Below are 18,663 nucleotides of genomic sequence, written 5' to 3' on the forward strand. Positions count from 1 at the left end.
CGGGCTGGTTTTTTTGTCTCTGGCGGCAGAAAAGCAGCGATTACTCGTTGATGTCTTCGTACTTGATGCCCATCTCGTCCATCAGGGCTTTGGCCTCGGCCGGCAGATCATCCGGGCGGTCTTTGCGGATGTCATCGTCGGTAGGCAGGGGCTGGCCGGTGTAGGCATGCAGGAATGCCTCACACAGCAGCTCACTGTTGGTGGCGTGACGCAGGTTGTTGATCTGACGGCGGGTACGCTCGTCAGTCAGGATTTTCAGTACCTTCAATGGAATCGAAACGGTAATTTTTTTGACTTGCTCGTTTTTCTTACCGTGTTCCGCGTATGGGCTGATGTACTCGCCATTCCACTCTGCCATTTTCTACCTTCTCAGCGATATTGGATTGAATAAATTAGATGATGGGTGAATTTTAGCGGGATTTACCGCCACAAGCAAAGACATATAGACGTCCAGAAGTGTTGACGTCTTTATGGATTATGGCTAATGTTGGTGCTCATCCGTTCTTCACCGCAGGGCCAGCCCTCAGACAAGGAAAGTAAATATGAGTGACAAGAAGCGAGCGACCGTTGCCGTCCGCACCGGGATCGAATCGGACACCCAATATAATGCGGTGGTGCCGCCTATCTACCTTACTTCGACTTATAGCTTCTCACAACTGGGGGAAGTACCGCAGTTTGACTATTCCCGCTCGGGCAACCCGACCCGCAATACCTTGGCTGAAGCGCTGGCTGCGCTGGAAGGGGGCGCCGGGGCCGTGGTGACCAACTGCGGTACGGCGGCGATTAACTTGCTGGTCACTGCCCTGCTGGGGCCGGATGATTTGGTGGTGGCTCCGCATGACTGCTACGGCGGCACCTACCGCCTGTTCCATACCCGGGCTGAGAAAGGGGATTTTCAGGTCTGTTTTGTCGATCAGACCGATCCGGCCGCGCTGGCAGCGGCACTGGCCAAGCAGCCCAAACTGGTCTGGGTGGAAACACCATCCAACCCGTTGCTGCGGGTGGTCGATATCGCCGCGGTGTGCGAACAGGCGCACCAGACCGGGGCGCTGGTCGCGGTGGACAACACTTTCCTGTCCCCGATCCTGCAACAGCCGATCGCCCTGGGCGCGGATTTTGTCGTCCATTCGACCACCAAGTACATTAACGGTCATTCCGACGTGCTCGGCGGGGTGCTGATTGCCAAAGCATCGGAGCAGGCGGAAACCCTGGCTTGGTGGGCCAACTGTATCGGTGCCACCGGGGCGCCGTTTGATGCATACCTCACGCTGCGCGGACTGCGGACCCTGGCCCCCCGGATGAAGCTGCACGAAGAGAACAGCGCCCGGATCCTCACTTACCTGCAAAGCCAGCCGCTGGTCGGGCAAATCTATCACCCGAGTCAGCCCGAACATCCGGGCCATGCGATTGCCCTCAAGCAACAGCAGGGATTTGGCGCTATGCTCAGTTTTGAAATGGCCGGCAGTCAGGCGCAGCTGGAATCGTTTGTCCGCCAGCTGCAATGCTTTTCTCTGGCGGAGTCCCTCGGCGGGACCGAAAGCCTGATCTGCCATCCGGCCAGCATGACCCACCGGGCGATGTCGGATGCAGCGCAGGCCGAAGCGGGCATTAAGCCGTCCCTGCTCCGGTTGTCCGTGGGACTGGAAGATGCCGATGATTTGATTGCCGATTTGGCGCAGGCGTTTGCCCTGGCAGCGGAGGTGACGGAATGAGCCAGCCGACAGCACGACAGCTCCACAAATTTGGCGGCAGCAGCCTGGCCGATCCGGCGTGTTATCGCCGGGTGGCCGAGATCATCGGTGAATATGCCGGTCCTGAAGATTTGATTGTGGTTTCCGCCGCCGGCAAGACCACCAACCAATTGATCGCCTGGGTCGAGTTGCTGCGAAAAGATGGCCGACAGGCCCATGAGGCGTTGCAGGAACTGCGGGCGTTTCAGCAGGCGCTGATCAGCGAGCTCGTGACCGGCCCGGCTGCGGATGAGCTGCAAACCCAGCTCCACCTGGAGCTGAGTACGCTGGCCAAGCTCAGCGGTCCGGATTTGACGGAAGCGGCGGTGGCCGCGGTGCTTGGGCATGGCGAGCTGTGGTCTGCCCGGTTGCTTGCTGCGTTGCTGGCGCAGCAGGCGATGCCGGCGACCCATCTGGATTCCCGGACGTTCTTGCGGGCCGAGCGGGCCGCGCAACCGGAAGTCGATCGCGCCCTGTCCTGGCCGCTGCTGACGGCTGAGCTGGCCCAGCACAGCCGGCACCGGATTGTGATCACCGGATTTATGGCCCGCAACGCAGCCGGTGAAACCGTGCTGCTGGGTCGCAACGGCTCGGATTATTCTGCGACGGTGATCGGCGCTTTGGCGGAAGTGGCACGGGTGACGATTTGGAGCGATGTGGCCGGGGTGTACAGTGCCGATCCGCGATTAGTCGCCGATGCCTGCCTGTTGCCGTTGCTGCGGCTCGATGAAGCCAGCGAGCTGGCCCGTCTGGCAGCGCCGGTGCTGCACAGCCGCACGCTGCAGCCGGTGGCTCAGAGCGCAATTGATTTGTCTCTGCGTTGCAGCCATCAGCCGGAAGCGGGTTCGACCCGGGTTGAGCGGGTGCTGGCCTCCGGGCGCGGTGCGAAAATTATCACCTCGCTTGATGATGTCTGCCTGATTGAGCTCGACATTGCCCGTTCGCATGATCTGGCCCCGATCCAGGCTGAGCTGGCCAGGTTGCTGCAACGGATCCAACTGCCGCCGCTGGCGCAGAGTGTCGAAGCCGACAAGGGCCGGATCCGGCTCGCCTATACCCGGGAAGTGGTCAACGGGGTGCTGGGCTCGCTGCAGGACAGCGGGATCACCGCCGAGCTGCGTCTGCGGGAAGGCTTTGCCATGGTCGCGGCTGTGGGTGCCGGGGTGATCGGCAACCCGGTCCATTGCTACGGCTTTTCGCATCAGCTCAAGAACCAGCCGGTGGAATTTATCAGTGAATCGGAGCAGGGGCTCAGCCTGGTGGCGGTGCTGCGCCGGGTCGATACCCGGGCGCTGATTGGCCAGATCCACCAGAGCCTGTTCCAGGCCCAGAAGCGCATTGGCCTGGTGCTGTGCGGCAAAGGCAACATCGGCAGCCGCTGGCTGGAACTGTTCCAGGAAGAGCAGGCCAATCTGGAAAAACGTCACGGCAAGAGTTTTACCCTGATTGGTGTGGCCGGGAGCGACCGCCACTGGATTGATTTTCAGGGCATCGATCCGGCGCGGGCGTTGACGGCGTTTGAAGATGAAGCCGTTGCGTATGGTGAAGGGGAGTTGTTCCAGGCCCTGGCCAACCATCCGTATGATGATGTGGTGGTGCTGGACGTCACCGCCAGTGCGTCACTGGCGGCGAAATATCCGCAAATTGCGGAGATCGGCCTGCATTTGATCTCAGCCAACAAGGTGGCTGGTTCGGCGTCGGGGTCGCAGTATCATGCGGTGCAGGATGCTTTTGCCAAAAGCGCCCGGCACTGGCTGTATAACGCCACGGTCGGGGCGGGACTGCCGGTGAACCACACGGTACGCGATCTGTTGGAGAGCGGGGATGAAATCCTGGCCCTGTCGGGGATTTTCTCCGGTACCTTGTCCTGGCTGTTCCAGCAGTATGACGGCAGTGTGCCGTTCTCCCAGCTGATTGAGTTGGCCTGGCAGCAGGGACTGACGGAACCGGATCCGCGCCATGATCTCGATGGCAGCGATGTCATGCGCAAGTTGGTGATCCTGGCCCGCGAATCCGGGTTGAAGCTGGAGCCGGAGCAGGTCCGGGTAGAATCCCTGGTCCCGGAAGCGCTCGCATCGCTGAGCCTAGACGGTTTCTTTGAGCAGGGGGAAGTGCTGGACCAACGGCTGGCCAAGCGCCTGGCAAAAGCCCAGAAAGAGGGCCTGGTGCTGCGCTACGTGGCGCGGCTGGATAAGCAGGGCCGGGCGGTGGTTGGCGTTGAGGCCCTGCCGCCGGAACATGCGCTGGCCAACTTGTTGCCGTGCGACAACATCTTCGCGATTGAAAGTCGTTGGTACCGGGATAATCCGCTGGTGATCCGCGGGCCGGGGGCCGGTCGGGATGTGACCGCCGGGGCGCTGTTGTCAGATATCAACCGTCTGGCGGCCCTGTTATAGCGAGTGCGTATTTGCATCCGATCCTGTTTTTTCCTACCGGAGCAGTGAAAATTGCCGCCTATACTTGTCTTGCTGGCGGTAACCTCTCCCTGGAATTCAAAAGCCCGCAGACTGCGGGCTTTTGTGTTTTAGCCGGGTTGCCGATAGATGAAGATCGTGCACGATCAAGTTGAATAAATTTCATGATGGGCAGGTTGACAAGAAATTGGTTACAAGACATTCTGTAGACATATAGACGTCTAAACGGTTATTTGACGTCATCACGGATTAGGACCGCGGCCGGGGCCGGAGCAGAAGGAAAAAATTATGGGGTATTCATACGCAAGCCATTTTGACACGCTGAATCAGAACATTGCCGATCTGAATGGGAACATCAATGTGTCATTTGAATTTTTTCCGCCGAGCTCTGCGCAAATGGAGCAGACGCTGTGGGAGTCGATCCACCGTCTGAAAAATCTCAAGCCGAAGTTTGTGTCGGTGACTTACGGTGCGAACTCCGGTGAGCGGGACCGCACCCACTCCATTATCAAAGATATCAAAGAGCAGACCGGCCTGGTCGCTGCCCCGCACCTGACCTGCATTGATGCGACCCGTGATGAGCTGCGTGCCATTGCCCGGGATTACTGGAACAACGGTATTCGCGATATTGTCGCCCTGCGCGGGGATCTGCCGGAGAAAGGGGTGAAGCCGGATATGTATGCGGTGGATCTGGTCAAACTGCTGCGTGAAGTAGCGGACTTTGATATCTCCGTCGCGGCGTACCCGGAAGTGCATCCGGAAGCCAAAAGTGCCCAGGCGGATCTGATCAACCTCAAGCGCAAAGTCGACGCCGGCGCCAGCCGGGCGATCACCCAGTTCTTCTTTGATGTCGAGAGCTACCTGCGTTTCCGGGACCGCTGTGTGGCCGCCGGGATCGATGTCGAGATTGTTCCGGGGATCCTGCCGGTGTCGAACATGAAGCAGGCCAAGCGTTTTGCCCTGGCCAACAATGTCAAAATCCCGAACTGGCTGGAGAAGCAGTATGAAGGTCTGGATGATGACTTGCTGAGCCGCCAGATGGTGGGCGCGAGCAATGCGATTGACCTGGTGCGGGTGCTGAGCCGCGAAGGGGTGAAGGACTTCCATTTCTATACCCTGAACCGGGCCGAGCTGACGTACGCCATCTGTCACACGCTGGGCGTGCGTCCGGTGCAGGTGCAGCCGGCCTGAATCGTCTGAGGTCATTCAGGGCTCGATGTTGCTGCGATGGCCTTTGCGGATGCGATGGTCTTTGCGGATGTGATAGCCTTCTCGGTTCAAAGCGGCCAAAGCCAAAGCCAACGCAAGGGTAAGTCATCACAGGGTCCAAGGAATAAAAAAAGCCGCGATTGCGGCTTTTTTTATATCACATGCGGGGTTCTCCCGGCATCCGGCTTAGTCGTTCAGGGCGACCTTGCTGCTGTCGCTGTCCATGTCTTTCAGCTCAGCCAGCACCTCTTCTGCCCAGTCAATCCAGGCCTGGCGGTTATGGATACCGCGGCGCAGCGTCAGGCGATCCAGACGAGACTGGCGATCCATGTTCTTGTAATCGCCGAAGTGAACTTTTTCCAGCTCGTGGTAATGGTTCATCAGGGTATGAGACTCTTCAATCAGAGCCTCCAGCTGCTGCTGCATCGGGACGGAGTTGTACACGCCGCACACCAATAGCTTGGCGGAAAACTCATCACGAATGGTTGGGTTGCGTGCAGGCTCCTGAAACCACTCGAACAGTGCCTGACGGCCCAGATCCGTAATGGAGTAAACTTTGCGGTCCGGCTTGCCTTCCTGCGGCTCCAGCTTACAGGTGACCTGGTCGTTGGAGGCCATCTTGTTCAGCTCGCGGTACACTTGCTGATGGCTGGCCTTCCAGAAGTAGCCGATGCTATGTGAAAATTCTTTGGTGATATCGTAACCGGTTGCGTCGCGACTGCTCAGCACCGTCAAAATTACATGTGGTAGTGACATCTCTTCTATCCGTTAAAATACTACAAATATAAAAACAATCAGGTCACGTTACTCGTCGCTCTTTGGCGTCCGTTATAATCGTCTTGTTGCAGTGCCTGATCGGGATCACGTAGCATACACATCAATATGATCTTTATCGACACTGAATTGTGATAATAACCATTTTTAGTCACGGCTAATTGTTCATCTTGTGACGTTTGTCTATATCTTAAGGTTTAAGATGCACTGCAATCCTTTTAGATTCACCTTTGTTCACAGTGCATGCAATTACTGTAGACTATGCGCTCAGTTACATTTCGTCTCATTATTGAGTCATGGAACGAAAAACTTATTTCGGTGGGAAGACCCGGAAAAGCGCCGGGCTGTGGTGCGGGGGATGAAAATAACAGGCCACCGCGCCGGGCGGTGGCCTGAATAGATGCGGGATGCAACGGGCCGGATTAGCCGGTGTTGCGCATCCCGGTGGCAATCCCGGCGATGGTGATCATCAAGGCCTCTTCCAGGATCGGCGACGGGGTCTCCTGCTGGCGGGTCCGGTACAGCAGCTCGGCCTGCAGCATGTTCAGGGGTTCAACGTAGATATTCCGCAGGCGGATGGACTCCGCACCCCACGGGTTCTGCTCCATCAGGTGGGCGCTGTTTTCGACTGTCAGCACTGCCTTGATATCCTGTTGCAGCTGCGAGCGCAGTTGCTCACCCAGCGGCCACAGGCGCTGGTCGGTCAGGCGGCGATCATAATACTCGGCAATTTCGATATTGGTTTTGGTGTACACCATTTCCAGCATCCCCAAGCGGGTGGAGAAGAATGGCCACTCGCGGCACATCTCTTCCAGCTGCTTGGCATGGCCTTTATCAATCGAGTACTGAATTGCTTCCCCGGCACCTAGCCAGGCCGGCAACAGCAGGCGGTTCTGGCTCCAGGCGAAAATCCACGGGATGGCGCGCAGGCTTTCCACACCGCCTTTCGGGTTGCGCTTTGACGGACGCGAGCCGAGCGGCAGTTTGCCGAGCTCCAACTCCGGCGTGGCGGCCCTGAAGTACGGCACGAAATCCGGATTGCCGCGTACGATGGCGCGATAGGCGTCGCAGGAGATCTCCGACAACACATCCATCAGCTCGCGCCAGTCCTGCTTCGGTGCCGGTGGCGGCAGCAGGTTGGCTTCGAGGATCGCACTGGCGTACAGGGTCAGGCTGCTGACGGCCACTTCCGGTAGTCCCAGCTTGAAGCGGATCATCTCACCCTGCTCGGTCACGCGCAGGCCGCCTTTGAGGCTGCGTGGCGGTTGCGACAGCAGGGCAGCATGGGCGGGTGCGCCGCCGCGGCCAAGGGAGCCGCCACGGCCGTGGAACAGGGTCAGTTCCACTCCGGCTTCCTCGCATACGTTGACCAGGGCTTCCATTGCCCGGTACTGGGCCCAGCCGGCCGCCATGACCCCGGCATCTTTGGCAGAATCCGAGTAGCCAATCATCACCATCTGGTGGTTCTGGATAAAGCCGCGGTACCAGTCAATGTTCATCAGCTGGCTGATCACCGACTCGGCGTTATTGAGATCGTCGAGGGTTTCGAACAGCGGGCAGACATCCATCCGGAACGGGCAGCCGGCTTCCTGCAGCAGCAGGTGGACGGCGAGAACATCCGAGGCCGTGCGGGCCATGGAAATCACGTAGGCACCCAGCGCTTCGCGGGGTTGTTCGGCAATAATCCGGCAGGTGTCGATGACTTCCTGCACGTTGTCCGACGGCTGCCAGTTGCGCGGCAGCAGCGGACGTTTGGAAGACAGCTCGCGGACCAGGAAGGCGACCTTGTCCTGCTCGCTCCATTGATCGTAATCCCCCAGGCCCAGATAGCGGGTCAGTTCGGAAATCACATCCGAGTGGCGGGTGCTCTCCTGGCGGATGTCGAGACGGACCAGGTGAATGCCGAAACATTTGATCCGGCGCAGAACGTCCAGCAGCAGACCGTCGGCAATGATCCCCATGTCGCATTCGTGCAGCGACTGGTAACAGGCATAGAGTGGCTCCCACAGCTCGTTGACGTCCTCAAGGATCGGGGTGCTCGGGGCATTTTGGCCTTTAATGCGGGCATCCAGGACATCCCGGGTCTCGGTCAGTTTGGTGCGCAGGCCTTTGAGGATCGCCCGGTACGGTTCGTGCTCTTCACCAGCTAGTTCACGGACCTGGTCGTTGCATTTGACCATCGACAGTTCACTGACCAGCTCCTGAATATCGCCGAGGTACAGGTCGGCGGCTTTCCAGCGCGATAGCAGCAGTACTTCACGGGTGACTTTCGCGGTCACGAATGGGTTGCCGTCGCGATCGCCGCCCATCCAGGAAGAGAACTTTACCGGTGCGGCATCCATCGGCAGCCCTTCGCCGAGATGGTTCGTCAGCTTTTCGTCGAACTGGCGCAGAAATTCCGGTACCGCTTGCCACAGTGAATTCTCAACCACTGCGAAGCCCCATTTGGCTTCGTCGAGCGGCGTTGGACGCTGCTGGCGGATCACATCGGAGTGCCAGGCCTGGGCGATCAATTGTTCCAGACGCTGCTCTACCCGCTGGCGCTCGCTGTGCGATAGCTCGCTCAGCTCCAGCTTTGAGAGGCACTTATTGATCTGGACCAGTTTGTGGATCATGGTACGGCGGGCAATTTCCGTCGGGTGGGCGGTCAGCACCAGCTCAATATTCAGATCGCGTACAGCCTGGACGGAGTCCAGCTGGCTGACTTGCTGCTGATTGAGCTTGGCAAACAGATCATCAATGGCATCGGGATTGCACACATGGGCTTCGCAATGACGAGAGACCGTATGATACTGCTCGGCAATATTGGTCAGGTTGAGGAACTGGCTGAAGGCCCGGGCAACCGGCAGCAACTGGTCGTCGGGCAGATTCTGCAGCTCATCGATCAGTTTTTCGCGATCGGCCTGGTTGCCGCCACGGGCGGATTTCGAGAGCTTGCGTATGGTCTCGACTTTGTCGAGAAGCGGCTCACCGTGGGCTTCTTTAATGGTGTTGCCCAGCAGGTGGCCAAGCATACTGACGTTACTTCTTAACGCGCTGTACAGTTCGTTCATAGCGTATCCATCTCGTAATTTTGTTACATCCAATTTACTCGTCTCTACCCGACAATCTATCTGTGATCCCGGTCAAAGGTCAACTTTGATCACTTTTCGGGCCAGTTAAATGCCATGAGTTTGATATTTGTCATGATCAGCCAACCATACTGTAAAAAACTTTCGTAAATACTCCACAGGATGGGTGCCGCTGGGGGAAGTTCCTGTCCCGTAAGGTTATAGCAGGCAATCTGACCGCGCCGGATGAAATTGCTACTTTTTTTAACGCTGTGGTTGACAGACGTGGGCTGAATCGGTAAACATACAAATGCAAAGTTAATGAATAAAAATTTAACTCGGAATTTATGGGCTCCTGAGATATGCAAACGCTCGGAGAGCCGCAAAAGCAACAATGATTGTAGGAAGTTGTTAACATGAGCCAGGCGAGCATTCACAATTCACTTTCCCTCCGACGACGCTAAGTCTCATCGCCTGGTGCGCTTGCACCCCGTCACGGCTGTTTCACAGCACAGTACTAAAATCCCTGAAAGTCAAAAATACGGAATCAGTTATGTTGAACACCTTTATTATCGGTGCCAGCGGCTATACCGGCGCAGAGCTGGCCGGCATGGTGGCTCGCCATCCCCAGTTGCATCTGGCCGGCCTGTTTGTTTCCGCCGGGAGCCAGGATGCCCACAAGCCCATCAGTCAGTTGCATGGTCAGTTGAAAGGGATCGTCGATCTGCCGCTCCAGCCTTTGGCCGACCCGCAGGCGGTTGCTGCGCAAGCCGACATCGTCCTGCTGGCCACGGCCCATGAAGTGAGCCACGACCTGGCCCCGGTGTTTTTGGCTGCCGGCTGTCAGGTATTTGATCTCTCAGGGGCGTTCCGGGTGGAAGGGGATGAATTCTATACCCGCTACTACGGCTTTGAACATCAGCATCCGGGGTGGCTGGCGCAGGCGGTGTATGGCCTGGCTGAGTGGCACCAGGACGCGATTGCCAAGGCGCAGCTGGTGGCAGTGCCGGGATGTTACCCGACGGCGGCGCAAATGGCGCTGAAACCGCTGTTGGCAGGCGAGCTGCTTGACACTACCCAGTGGCCGGTGATCAATGCGGTCAGCGGTGTCTCCGGTGCCGGGCGCAAGGCCAGCATGGTCAACAGTTTCTGCGAAGTCAGCCTGCAGGCTTACGGGCTGTTCAGCCACCGCCACCAACCGGAAATCGCCACCCACCTGGACTGCGACGTGATTTTTACCCCGCATTTGGGCAACTTTAAGCGCGGGATCCTGGCCACCATCACCGCCAAGCTGGCCGATGGCGTCGGCACGGGCGAAGTCAGTGCGGCGATGGCCCAGGCCTATACCGGGCAGGACGAGCCCAATGCGGTGCGTTTGCTCGGTGAGCAACCGGCCCGGCTGCAGGATGTGGTGAATACCTGCTTCTGTGATATCGGCTGGCAGGTACAGGATGAGCACATTATCTTAACATCTGCGATTGACAATTTATTGAAAGGCGCATCGTCTCAGGCGATGCAGTGCATAAACATTCGAAATGGTTTCGCGCCGTTAACTGCCCTGGTGTAAGGGCAGGCTGGTATGGGTTGAGGAGAGAGCACCATGAATCGGGTTCCGTTGGTGATTAAGTTAGGGGGCGCAGCACTGTCATGTACTGAGACCCTGGAGAAGCTGTTCAATGCGATTAGCCAGTACCGCGAGCAGGCGCAGCGTCCGCTGTTGCTGGTCCATGGCGGCGGGTATCTGGTGGATGAGCTGATGACGAAAATGCAGCTCGAGACGGTGAAGAAAGATGGCTTGCGGGTGACGCCGAAAGATCAAATTCCGTTCATTGCCGGGGCACTGGCCGGGACGGCCAATAAATTGCTGCAGGGCCAGGCGATCAAAGCCGGCGTGGCGGCAGTGGGCCTGAGTCTGGCCGATGGCGGGCTGTGTCAGGTGAGCGAGCTGGATCCGGCGTTGGGCTCGGTCGGCAAAGCAGCGCCGGGCGACAGCACGCTGGTGAAGCAGGTGATGGCCGCAGGCTATCTGCCGATCATCAGCTCAATTGGCCTCGACAGCCACGGTGCGCTGATGAACGTCAATGCGGATCAGGCGGCGGTTGCCGTGGCCGCGGCACTGGAAGCCGAACTGGTACTGCTGTCGGATGTCAGCGGCGTGCTGGATGGCAAAGGACGGCTGATTGCGGCCCTGAATGAATCCGAGGCCGAGGCCCTGATTGCCCAGGCGGTGATCACCGACGGCATGGTGGTCAAGGTCCGGGCGGCTTTTGAAGCGGCGAAGGCGCTGGGCCGGCCGATTGAAGTCGCCACCTGGCGCTACCCCGACAAACTCGCCGAGCTGTTCGAAGGACAAAGCATCGGGACTAAATTTGCAGTGTGAGCCGGTTGGCTCCACCCCATCATTTTTTTGATTGATTCAATACGCCTGAGCGCGGTGACCGTCGAGCAGGCAAGCAGGAGAGCATTATGAGTAAGGTAACGAAAGTTGTATTGGCCTATTCCGGCGGTCTGGACACCTCAGCCATCATCCCTTGGCTGAAAGAGAACTACGGTTGTGAAGTGGTGGCGTTTGTCGCCGATGTCGGCCAGGGTGAAGCGGAGCTGGAAGGGATTGAAGAAAAAGCGCTGGCCTCCGGTGCTTCGGCTTGCTACATCGCCGATCTGAAAGATGAGATGGTGGCTGACTATATTTATCCGAGCCTGAAAACCGGCGCGATTTACGAAGGCAAATACCTGCTGGGGACCTCCATGGCCCGGCCGATCATCGCCAAAGCCCAGGTTGAATGTGCGCTGGAAGTGGGTGCTGATGCCCTGTGCCACGGCTGTACCGGGAAGGGCAATGACCAGGTGCGTTTCGAAAGTGCTTACGCCGCGCTGGCGCCGCAACTGACCGTGATTGCCCCGTGGCGGGAGTGGGATCTGCGCAGCCGTGAAGCCCTGCTGGATTACCTGGCTGAGCGTCAGATCCCGTGTACCGCATCGCTGGAGAAAATCTACTCCCGGGATGCCAACGCCTGGCATATTTCGACCGAAGGCGGCGTGCTGGAAGATACCTGGAACCAGCCGAATGAGCAGTGCTGGGTCTGGACCAAAGATCCTGAGGATGCGCCGAACACCCCGGAAACCGTTTCAATTCTGGTCGATAAGGGCGAAATCGTTGCCGTGGACGGCGAAGCCATGTCGCCGCTGCAGGCACTGACCTACCTTAACGCCAAGGGTGCTGAGCACGGCGTCGGCCGGATCGATATCGTCGAGAACCGTCTGGTCGGGATGAAATCCCGCGGCTGTTACGAAACTCCGGGCGGCACCATCATGAACGAAGCCCTGCGTGCGGTCGAGCAGTTGGTGCTGGACAAGGAATCGTTTGAATTCCGTGAGTCGCTGGGCCTGAAAGCCTCGCACCTGATCTACGACGGTCGCTGGTTCACGCCGTTGTGTAAGTCGCTGCTGGCTGCCGCGCAAGAGTTGGCGCAAGATGTGAGCGGTGAGGTTGTGGTGAAGCTGTATAAAGGGCAGGCTACCGTGGTGCAGAAGCGCTCGCTCAACAGCCTGTACTCGGAAGAGTTTGCGACCTTCGGCGAAGATGAAGTGTACGATCACAGCCACGCGGAAGGCTTTATCCGCCTGTACTCGCTGGCCAGCCGGATCCGCGCGCTGAACGAACAGAAGAAAAATAAATAACCCTACACCGCAAGCAATGAGACACGTCGAATAGCGAAACATAGGAGAAGTACCATGGCATTATGGGGCGGACGTTTTAGTCAGGCAGCAGACACACGGTTCAAAGAGTTTAACGATTCCCTGCGCTTTGATTACCGCTTGGCGGAGCAAGATATCGTTGGCTCCATTGCATGGTCAAAGGCACTGCGTCAGGTCAACGTCTTGACCGAGGACGAGCAGCAGCGGCTGGAGCTGGCGCTGAACGAGCTGAAGCTGGCGGTGATGGAAGATCCGGAGCAGATCCTGCATTCGGATGCCGAAGACATCCACAGCTGGGTCGAGCAGCAACTGATCGGCAAGGTCGGGGATTTGGGCAAAAAGCTCCATACCGGGCGTTCGCGTAACGATCAGGTGGCGACCGACCTCAAGCTGTGGTGTCGCCAGCAGGGCCAGCAACTGCTGATGATGCTCGATAAGCTGCAAAGTCAGTTAGTGTCAGTGGCGCGGGAGAACCAGGGCACGGTGCTGCCGGGTTACACCCACCTGCAGCGGGCACAGCCGGTGACGTTTGCCCACTGGTGCCTGGCCTATGTTGAGATGTTCGAGCGGGATCATTCGCGGTTGCAGGATGCGCTGAACCGGTTGGACACCTGTCCGCTTGGCTCGGGCGCACTGGCCGGGACGGCGTACCCGATTGATCGGGAAGCGCTGGCCCACAGTCTGGGTTTTCACCGGGCAACCCGCAACAGCCTGGACTCGGTGTCCGATCGCGACCATGTGATGGAGCTGTTGTCGACGGCGTCGATCTCGATGCTGCACCTGTCCCGGATGGCTGAGGATCTGATCTTTTATAACTCGGGTGAGTCGAACTTTATCGAGCTGGCCGATACGGTCACCTCCGGCTCATCCCTGATGCCGCAGAAGAAAAATCCCGATGCCCTGGAGCTGATCCGGGGTAAATGCGGCCGGGTTTACGGCGCGATGGCCGGAATGATGATGACGGTGAAAGCGCTGCCGCTGGCCTATAACAAGGACATGCAGGAAGACAAGGAAGGCCTGTTCGACGCGCTCGACAGCTGGCATGACTGTATGGAAATGGCCGCGCTGTGCTTTGAAGGGATCAAGGTCAACCAGGCGCGGACGCTGGAAGCCGCGATGCAGGGCTATTCCAACGCCACCGAGCTGGCGGACTATCTGGTCGCCAAGGGGATTCCGTTCCGTGAAGCGCACCATATCGTCGGGGTCGCTGTGGTGGCGGCGATTGCCAAAGGTTGTGCATTGGAAGAGATGTCGCTGGCCGAGATGAAGTCGTTCTCGGCGGTGATTGATGATGATGTTTATCCGATCCTGACCATCGAGTCGTGTCTGGAAAAACGCTGCGCCCTGGGTGGGGTCGCGCCGAACCAGGTGGATTATGCGATTTCCCAGGCTGAGAAGCGGCTGGAAAAACGCTATACCCCGGGCGTGAAGGTTCGTGGTGCCCGCCTGACCGATCTCGATGCGATTGAAGGTATGGTCGCGTACTGGGCCGGGCTGGGGGAAAATCTGCCGCGGATGCGCAACGAACTGGTGCGGGATATCGGCTCGTTTGCGGTGGCCGAGCATCATGGCACGGTGACCGGGTGCGCATCGCTCTATGTGTATGACTCGGGGCTGGCGGAAATTCGCTCGCTGGGGGTTGAAGCCGGCTGGCAGCATCAGGGACAAGGGAAAGCTATTGTCGATCACCTGATTGAAAAAGCGGATCAGATGGCGATCAAGAAAGTCTTCGTGCTGACCCGGGTGCCGGAGTTCTTTATGAAGCAGGGCTTTATTCCGACCTCGAAATCGCTGTTGCCGGAGAAAGTGATGAAAGATTGCGACCGTTGTCCGCGCCAGCATGCCTGTGATGAGGTGGCGCTGGAAGTGCGGCTTGATAAAGAGCAGTCCATTCCGACGGTCAACGTGGCCTGACCGATCGCTGAAAGGACATCAAATATGATATTGAACTGAATTTTTGAGTCCTAGTTCTAGTCCGACCCCGGCCCGATGCCTCTGGTATCGCGGCCGGTTTTTTTTCAGCGGGACGGGGATGGACGGGGACTGCGTTTACGTGCCAGGGCAGCCACGCCATGGGCCAGCAGTAACAGGCTGAAGGCGCTGGCGGCAAATAGCAGGGTGATGGACTCCACCTGGGTCGGCGTCGGCAGGTAGTAATAGAACCAGGCACACCAGCTCAGGGTGCTGAGCAGGATCAGTTGCAAAATACAGCGGCGGCAACGGCCGAGTTTGCGGCGAAAGACCTGTGAGTGGTGGCAGTGAGGACAACCCATGTTTGTCTCCTCAAACGGGGAAGACTTCAGAGTGTACTGGAAAAAAGCCCTCCGGAGGAGGGCAAATCATCGTGCAAGGCAGTGCAAGAGTGTTGGAACTGGTTAGCAGCCCGGGCCGCAGTCAAGGCAGTGTTTGACCATCTGCGGACCGAGGTGGAGCTTGGCGTTAAGATCGCGCAGCGCGGTCCGGACCCCTTCTTCAATCACCGGATGATAGAACGGCATGTCCAGCATCTCGGCGACGGTCATTTTGTTCTGGTGCGCCCAGGCCAGCAGGTGAGCCAGGTGTTCGGCATTCGGTCCCATCATTTCGGCACCGAGAAACCGGCCGGTACCGTGTTCACCGTAAACGTGCAGCAGGCCTTTGTTGCGCAGCATCACCCGGGAGCGCCCCTGGTTCTCAAATGAGACGACACCGGTTTCGAAGCAGCCACAGTTGCCGAGGCGCTCGCTGACTTCTTTGTAGGTTTCCCCGACCAGCGCAATTTGCGGATCAGAGAACACGGCAGAAATTTTCGAGCGGCGCAGACCGGCACGGATATCCGGGAAGCGGCCCGCATTGTCTCCGGCAATCCGGCCCTGATCCGCCGCTTCGTGCAGCAGAGGCAGTTGGTTGCTGGCATCACCGGCAATGAAAATCGTCTCGACCGAGGTTTGCAGCGTGAAGTGGTCCGCCACCGGGACACTGCGCTCATCCAGGGCCATGTTGGTGTTTTCAATCGCCAGCTTGTCGACATTCGGTCGGCGGCCGGTCGCGGCCAGCACATAATCCACCCGGATCACGGCCAGCTCACCTTGTTTGTCCAGGTACTGGATCTCAACTTCGTCGCCGTCGCGTTTCATGCTTTCGACTTTGACATCCGCATCCAGATAGAATTCTTCATTAAAGGCTGAATCGGCATAAGCCATGATTGCCGGGTCCGTCAGCGGGCCGACCTGGCCCCCTAAGCCGAACATCACCACTTCAACGCCCAGGCGTTTGAGTGCCTGACCCAGCTCCAGACCGATCACGCCGGGACCAAACACCGCTACGGCGCGGGGCAGATCGTCCCACTCAAAGACGTCATCATTGATGATCAGGCGATCGCCCAGTTCGTTCCAGACCGCCGGGTAGGCCGGGCGGGAGCCGGTTGCAATCACAATGCGCTTGGCTTCAATCCGGGCATGGTCATCCACCATCAGGGTGGTGTCATTGATAAACCGGGCATAGCCGGCAATTTTGTCTTCGGCCGGGATCTCATCCACACCTTCCAGCACGAAGCCGACGAAACGGTCCCGCTCGCGTTTGACCCGATCCATCACTTCACGGCCGTTGATCCGGATCTCGCCTTGCGGGTGGATGCCAAAGCCCGGCGCTTTTTCGATCTGGTGAACGCTTTCCGCTGCCGCAATCAGCAGCTTGGACGGCATGCAGCCGACACGGGCACAGGTGGTGCCGTACGGGCCGCCTTCAATCATCACGATGCTGTCTGTATGCGCCTTGGCCGCACGGTAAGCACCGAGGCCGGCTGTCCCGCCGCCAATCACTGCCACATCTACATTCAGGGTTTTCATTCTTATCTCTCCAATCACACTGCCGATAAAAGGCAGGGCCAAGCGGCCCTGCAAAATTGCTGACCGGTTAGGCGCTCAGGTAGGTGTCCAGCTCTTCGCTGCCACCAATGTGCTGGCCCCCGATGAAGACTTGCGGCACGGTGCTGCGACCGGTCACGGCACGCAGGCTGACTGTGGTGGCATCTTTACCCAGGATCACTTCTTCATACTGCAGGTTGTGGTCAATCAGGCTCTGCTTGGCTTTGGCACAGAACGGGCAGCCCGGCTTGGTGAAGACCGTAATTGACTCCTGTAGCTGGTGCTCCGGGGCAATGTACTTAAGCATAGTATCGGCATCGGAAACCTTGAACGGGTCGCCCGGCTCGTCGTTCTCGATGAACATCTTCTGCACCACGCCGTTTTTCACCAGCATGCTGTAGCGCCATGAACGTGCGCCGAAGCCCAGATCTTCTTTGCTGACCAGCATGCCCATGCCTTGGGAGAACTCACCGTTCCCATCCGGGATAAAGGTGATGTTGTCGGCTTCCTGATCGGCTTTCCAGGCGTTCATCACGAACGTGTCGTTGACGGAAACACACAGGATGTCATCGACACCGTGCTCGGCAAAGACTGAGGCCAGCTCGTTGTAGCGTGGCAGGTGGCTGGATGAACAGGTTGGGGTAAAGGCGCCCGGCAGACTGAAGACAATCACCGTTTTGTCTGCGAACAGCTCGGCAGTGGTGACATCCACCCACTGATCGCCCTGGCGAGTGCGGAACGTGACTTGTGGGACGGCTTGGCCTTCTTTAGATGCAAACATAATGTTTCCCCTTAATTTGATGAATATGTCATTTGTTTTGTGGTTACAACCGGAGCTTTGTTCATCCCGCTCCGTTTTAATGGGAGAATTATGTCGCGAAGCCATTGATAGTTCTAATCGTTTGCTGCTATGGTTTTGATAGTTTTATTCTATGGACAAAAGAGGCGTCATGAACATCCGCGATCTTGAATATCTGGTGGCATTATCGGAGCACAAGCATTTTCGCAAGGCGGCGGAGGCGTGTTTTGTCAGCCAGCCGACGCTGAGCGGGCAGATCAGAAAACTGGAAGATGAGTTGGGTGTCTCGCTGCTCGAGCGCACCAGTCGCCGGGTGCTGTTTACCGACGCCGGCCTCAGCCTGGTGGCCCAGGCCCGGAAGATCCTGATGGAAGTGAAGGTGCTGACTGAGCTGGCCAGCCAGCAGGGGGACAGCATGGCCGGGCCGCTGCATATCGGTTTTATCCCGACGGTAGGGCCATATCTGTTGCCGCATATTATTCCGCACCTTAAGGCTGCGTTTCCGCAGCTGGAGCTGTATCTGCATGAAGCCCAGACCCACCAGCTGGTCCAACAGCTGGAAGAAGGCAAGCTCGACTGTATTGTGCTGGCGGCGGTGAAAGAGACCGAGCATTTGGTTGAGCTGCCGCTGTACCATGAGCCGATGGTGCTGGCTGTGCCGCAGGATCATCCCTGGGCGGCCCGGGAGAGCCTGGCCATGGATCAGCTCAATGGCCAGACCCTGCTGATGCTGGGTGACGGCCACTGCCTGCGGGATCAGGCGATGGGCTTCTGTTTTGCGGTCGGGGCGCAGGAAGACAGCAGCTTCAAGGCGACCAGCCTGGAAACGCTGCGTAATATGGTCGCAGCGGGCAGCGGGATCACCTTGTTGCCGCAACTGGCGACCCCGGCTACGCGCCAGCGGGACGGGATTTGTTATATCCGGGCCTTAGCTCCCGAGCCGACCCGCCAGATCGTGCTGGCCTACCGGCCGGGCTCTCCCTTGCGGGGCCGGTATGAAAAGCTGGCGGCGCTGATTGGCGAGCAGATGCAGCCGCAGTTTGCCCGGGAAGCGGCGGATCACCCGGTATCGGCGCTCTCTGATCCGGCTTAACGCTTGTCTTTACGCTTTGGCCGGGGAGGGCTGGCCAGGGTATTGGTACC

14 protein-coding genes are annotated in these 18,663 nt (G+C 58.3%); 8 read left to right on the forward strand and 6 right to left on the reverse strand.

Annotation, left to right across the window (positions count from 1 at the left end; all coding sequences use genetic code 11):
* Nucleotides 1-40: 40 nt before the first annotated feature.
* A complete protein-coding gene (gene metJ / locus NH461_RS01070; RefSeq protein ID WP_255389194.1) occupies nucleotides 41-358 on the reverse strand; it encodes a met regulon transcriptional regulator MetJ in 318 nt (105 codons plus the stop codon).
* Nucleotides 359-542: 184 nt separating this feature from the next.
* On the opposite strand from metJ, the gene NH461_RS01075 reads away from it, so the two are divergent.
* The 3 genes from NH461_RS01075 (at nucleotide 543) to metF (ending at nucleotide 5,335) form a co-directional block, all read left to right on the forward strand.
* Nucleotides 543-1,712, forward strand: a complete 1,170-nt coding sequence (locus NH461_RS01075) for an O-succinylhomoserine (thiol)-lyase (protein WP_261601530.1) — start codon at nucleotides 543-545, stop codon at nucleotides 1,710-1,712.
* Nucleotides 1,709-4,126: a bifunctional aspartate kinase/homoserine dehydrogenase II gene (locus NH461_RS01080; protein ID WP_261601531.1), complete on the forward strand. Its 2,418-nt coding sequence runs from the start codon at nucleotides 1,709-1,711 to the stop codon at nucleotides 4,124-4,126. Before NH461_RS01075 ends, NH461_RS01080 begins: the two co-directional genes overlap by 4 nt.
* A 306-nt stretch (nucleotides 4,127-4,432) precedes the next feature.
* The gene (gene metF, locus NH461_RS01085; RefSeq protein WP_261601532.1) at nucleotides 4,433-5,335 is read left to right on the forward strand and encodes a methylenetetrahydrofolate reductase; all 903 of its coding nucleotides are present in this window, start codon (nucleotides 4,433-4,435) and stop codon (nucleotides 5,333-5,335) included.
* 204 nt (nucleotides 5,336-5,539) lie between these two features.
* On the opposite strand, the gene NH461_RS01090 is transcribed toward metF, so the two are convergent.
* Both NH461_RS01090 and ppc read right to left on the reverse strand, forming a co-directional pair.
* Nucleotides 5,540-6,109 carry a PadR family transcriptional regulator gene (locus NH461_RS01090; RefSeq protein ID WP_261601533.1) on the reverse strand — a complete coding sequence of 190 codons (570 nt, stop codon included), beginning with the start codon at nucleotides 6,107-6,109 and terminating at the stop codon, nucleotides 5,540-5,542.
* Nucleotides 6,110-6,549: 440 nt separating this feature from the next.
* Nucleotides 6,550-9,180: a phosphoenolpyruvate carboxylase gene (ppc, locus tag NH461_RS01095; RefSeq protein WP_261601534.1), complete on the reverse strand. Its 2,631-nt coding sequence runs from the start codon at nucleotides 9,178-9,180 to the stop codon at nucleotides 6,550-6,552.
* Between the two features lie 550 nt (nucleotides 9,181-9,730).
* Between ppc and argC the strand changes: the two genes are divergently transcribed.
* From argC to argH, 4 genes are all read left to right on the forward strand, one after another.
* On the forward strand, nucleotides 9,731-10,744 hold the full coding sequence (gene argC, locus NH461_RS01100; protein ID WP_261601535.1) for an N-acetyl-gamma-glutamyl-phosphate reductase: 1,014 nt from the start codon (nucleotides 9,731-9,733) through the stop codon (nucleotides 10,742-10,744).
* 33 nt (nucleotides 10,745-10,777) lie between these two features.
* Complete coding sequence (gene argB, locus NH461_RS01105) at nucleotides 10,778-11,557, forward strand: acetylglutamate kinase (protein ID WP_261601536.1); 780 nt, start codon at nucleotides 10,778-10,780, stop codon at nucleotides 11,555-11,557.
* Between the two features lie 86 nt (nucleotides 11,558-11,643).
* Complete coding sequence (locus NH461_RS01110; RefSeq protein WP_261601537.1) at nucleotides 11,644-12,858, forward strand: argininosuccinate synthase; 1,215 nt, start codon at nucleotides 11,644-11,646, stop codon at nucleotides 12,856-12,858.
* Nucleotides 12,859-12,912: 54 nt separating this feature from the next.
* A complete protein-coding gene (gene argH, locus NH461_RS01115) occupies nucleotides 12,913-14,790 on the forward strand; it encodes an argininosuccinate lyase (RefSeq protein WP_261601538.1) in 1,878 nt (625 codons plus the stop codon).
* A gap of 104 nt (nucleotides 14,791-14,894) precedes the next feature.
* On the opposite strand, the gene NH461_RS01120 is transcribed toward argH, so the two are convergent.
* The 3 genes from NH461_RS01120 to NH461_RS01130 form a co-directional block, all read right to left on the reverse strand.
* Nucleotides 14,895-15,149 carry a DUF3624 domain-containing protein gene (locus NH461_RS01120; RefSeq protein WP_261601539.1) on the reverse strand — a complete coding sequence of 85 codons (255 nt, stop codon included), beginning with the start codon at nucleotides 15,147-15,149 and terminating at the stop codon, nucleotides 14,895-14,897.
* A 102-nt stretch (nucleotides 15,150-15,251) separates the two neighbouring features.
* Nucleotides 15,252-16,703 carry a dihydrolipoyl dehydrogenase gene (locus NH461_RS01125; protein WP_261601540.1) on the reverse strand — a complete coding sequence of 484 codons (1,452 nt, stop codon included), beginning with the start codon at nucleotides 16,701-16,703 and terminating at the stop codon, nucleotides 15,252-15,254.
* Between the two features lie 67 nt (nucleotides 16,704-16,770).
* Nucleotides 16,771-17,502 (reverse strand): glutathione peroxidase, encoded by a 732-nt coding sequence (locus NH461_RS01130; RefSeq protein WP_261601541.1) that lies wholly within the window; start codon nucleotides 17,500-17,502, stop codon nucleotides 16,771-16,773.
* A gap of 169 nt (nucleotides 17,503-17,671) precedes the next feature.
* Here NH461_RS01130 and oxyR point away from each other — a divergent pair, with 169 nt between their 5' ends.
* Nucleotides 17,672-18,613 carry a DNA-binding transcriptional regulator OxyR gene (gene oxyR, locus NH461_RS01135; protein ID WP_261601542.1) on the forward strand — a complete coding sequence of 314 codons (942 nt, stop codon included), beginning with the start codon at nucleotides 17,672-17,674 and terminating at the stop codon, nucleotides 18,611-18,613.
* The last annotated feature ends 50 nt before the right edge of the window (nucleotides 18,614-18,663 follow it).

The organism is Photobacterium sp. TY1-4, from assembly GCF_025398175.1.
Lineage (GTDB): Bacteria > Pseudomonadota > Gammaproteobacteria > Enterobacterales > Vibrionaceae > Photobacterium.

What these genes read in the sequence shown, in the direction of transcription:
- NH461_RS01130 (WP_261601541.1), bottom strand. Translation starts at nt 17,502, where the DNA reads ATGTTTGCATCTAAAGAAGGCCAAGCCGTCCCACAAGTCACGTTCCGC.
- NH461_RS01110 (WP_261601537.1), top strand. Translation starts at nt 11,644, where the DNA reads ATGAGTAAGGTAACGAAAGTTGTATTGGCCTATTCCGGCGGTCTGGAC.
- ppc (WP_261601534.1), bottom strand. Translation starts at nt 9,180, where the DNA reads ATGAACGAACTGTACAGCGCGTTAAGAAGTAACGTCAGTATGCTTGGC.
- argH (WP_261601538.1), top strand. Translation starts at nt 12,913, where the DNA reads ATGGCATTATGGGGCGGACGTTTTAGTCAGGCAGCAGACACACGGTTC.
- NH461_RS01120 (WP_261601539.1), bottom strand. Translation starts at nt 15,149, where the DNA reads ATGGGTTGTCCTCACTGCCACCACTCACAGGTCTTTCGCCGCAAACTC.
- NH461_RS01125 (WP_261601540.1), bottom strand. Translation starts at nt 16,703, where the DNA reads ATGAAAACCCTGAATGTAGATGTGGCAGTGATTGGCGGCGGGACAGCC.
- NH461_RS01080 (WP_261601531.1), top strand. Translation starts at nt 1,709, where the DNA reads ATGAGCCAGCCGACAGCACGACAGCTCCACAAATTTGGCGGCAGCAGC.
- metF (WP_261601532.1), top strand. Translation starts at nt 4,433, where the DNA reads ATGGGGTATTCATACGCAAGCCATTTTGACACGCTGAATCAGAACATT.
- argC (WP_261601535.1), top strand. Translation starts at nt 9,731, where the DNA reads ATGTTGAACACCTTTATTATCGGTGCCAGCGGCTATACCGGCGCAGAG.
- metJ (WP_255389194.1), bottom strand. Translation starts at nt 358, where the DNA reads ATGGCAGAGTGGAATGGCGAGTACATCAGCCCATACGCGGAACACGGT.
- NH461_RS01090 (WP_261601533.1), bottom strand. Translation starts at nt 6,109, where the DNA reads ATGTCACTACCACATGTAATTTTGACGGTGCTGAGCAGTCGCGACGCA.
- argB (WP_261601536.1), top strand. Translation starts at nt 10,778, where the DNA reads ATGAATCGGGTTCCGTTGGTGATTAAGTTAGGGGGCGCAGCACTGTCA.
- NH461_RS01075 (WP_261601530.1), top strand. Translation starts at nt 543, where the DNA reads ATGAGTGACAAGAAGCGAGCGACCGTTGCCGTCCGCACCGGGATCGAA.
- oxyR (WP_261601542.1), top strand. Translation starts at nt 17,672, where the DNA reads ATGAACATCCGCGATCTTGAATATCTGGTGGCATTATCGGAGCACAAG.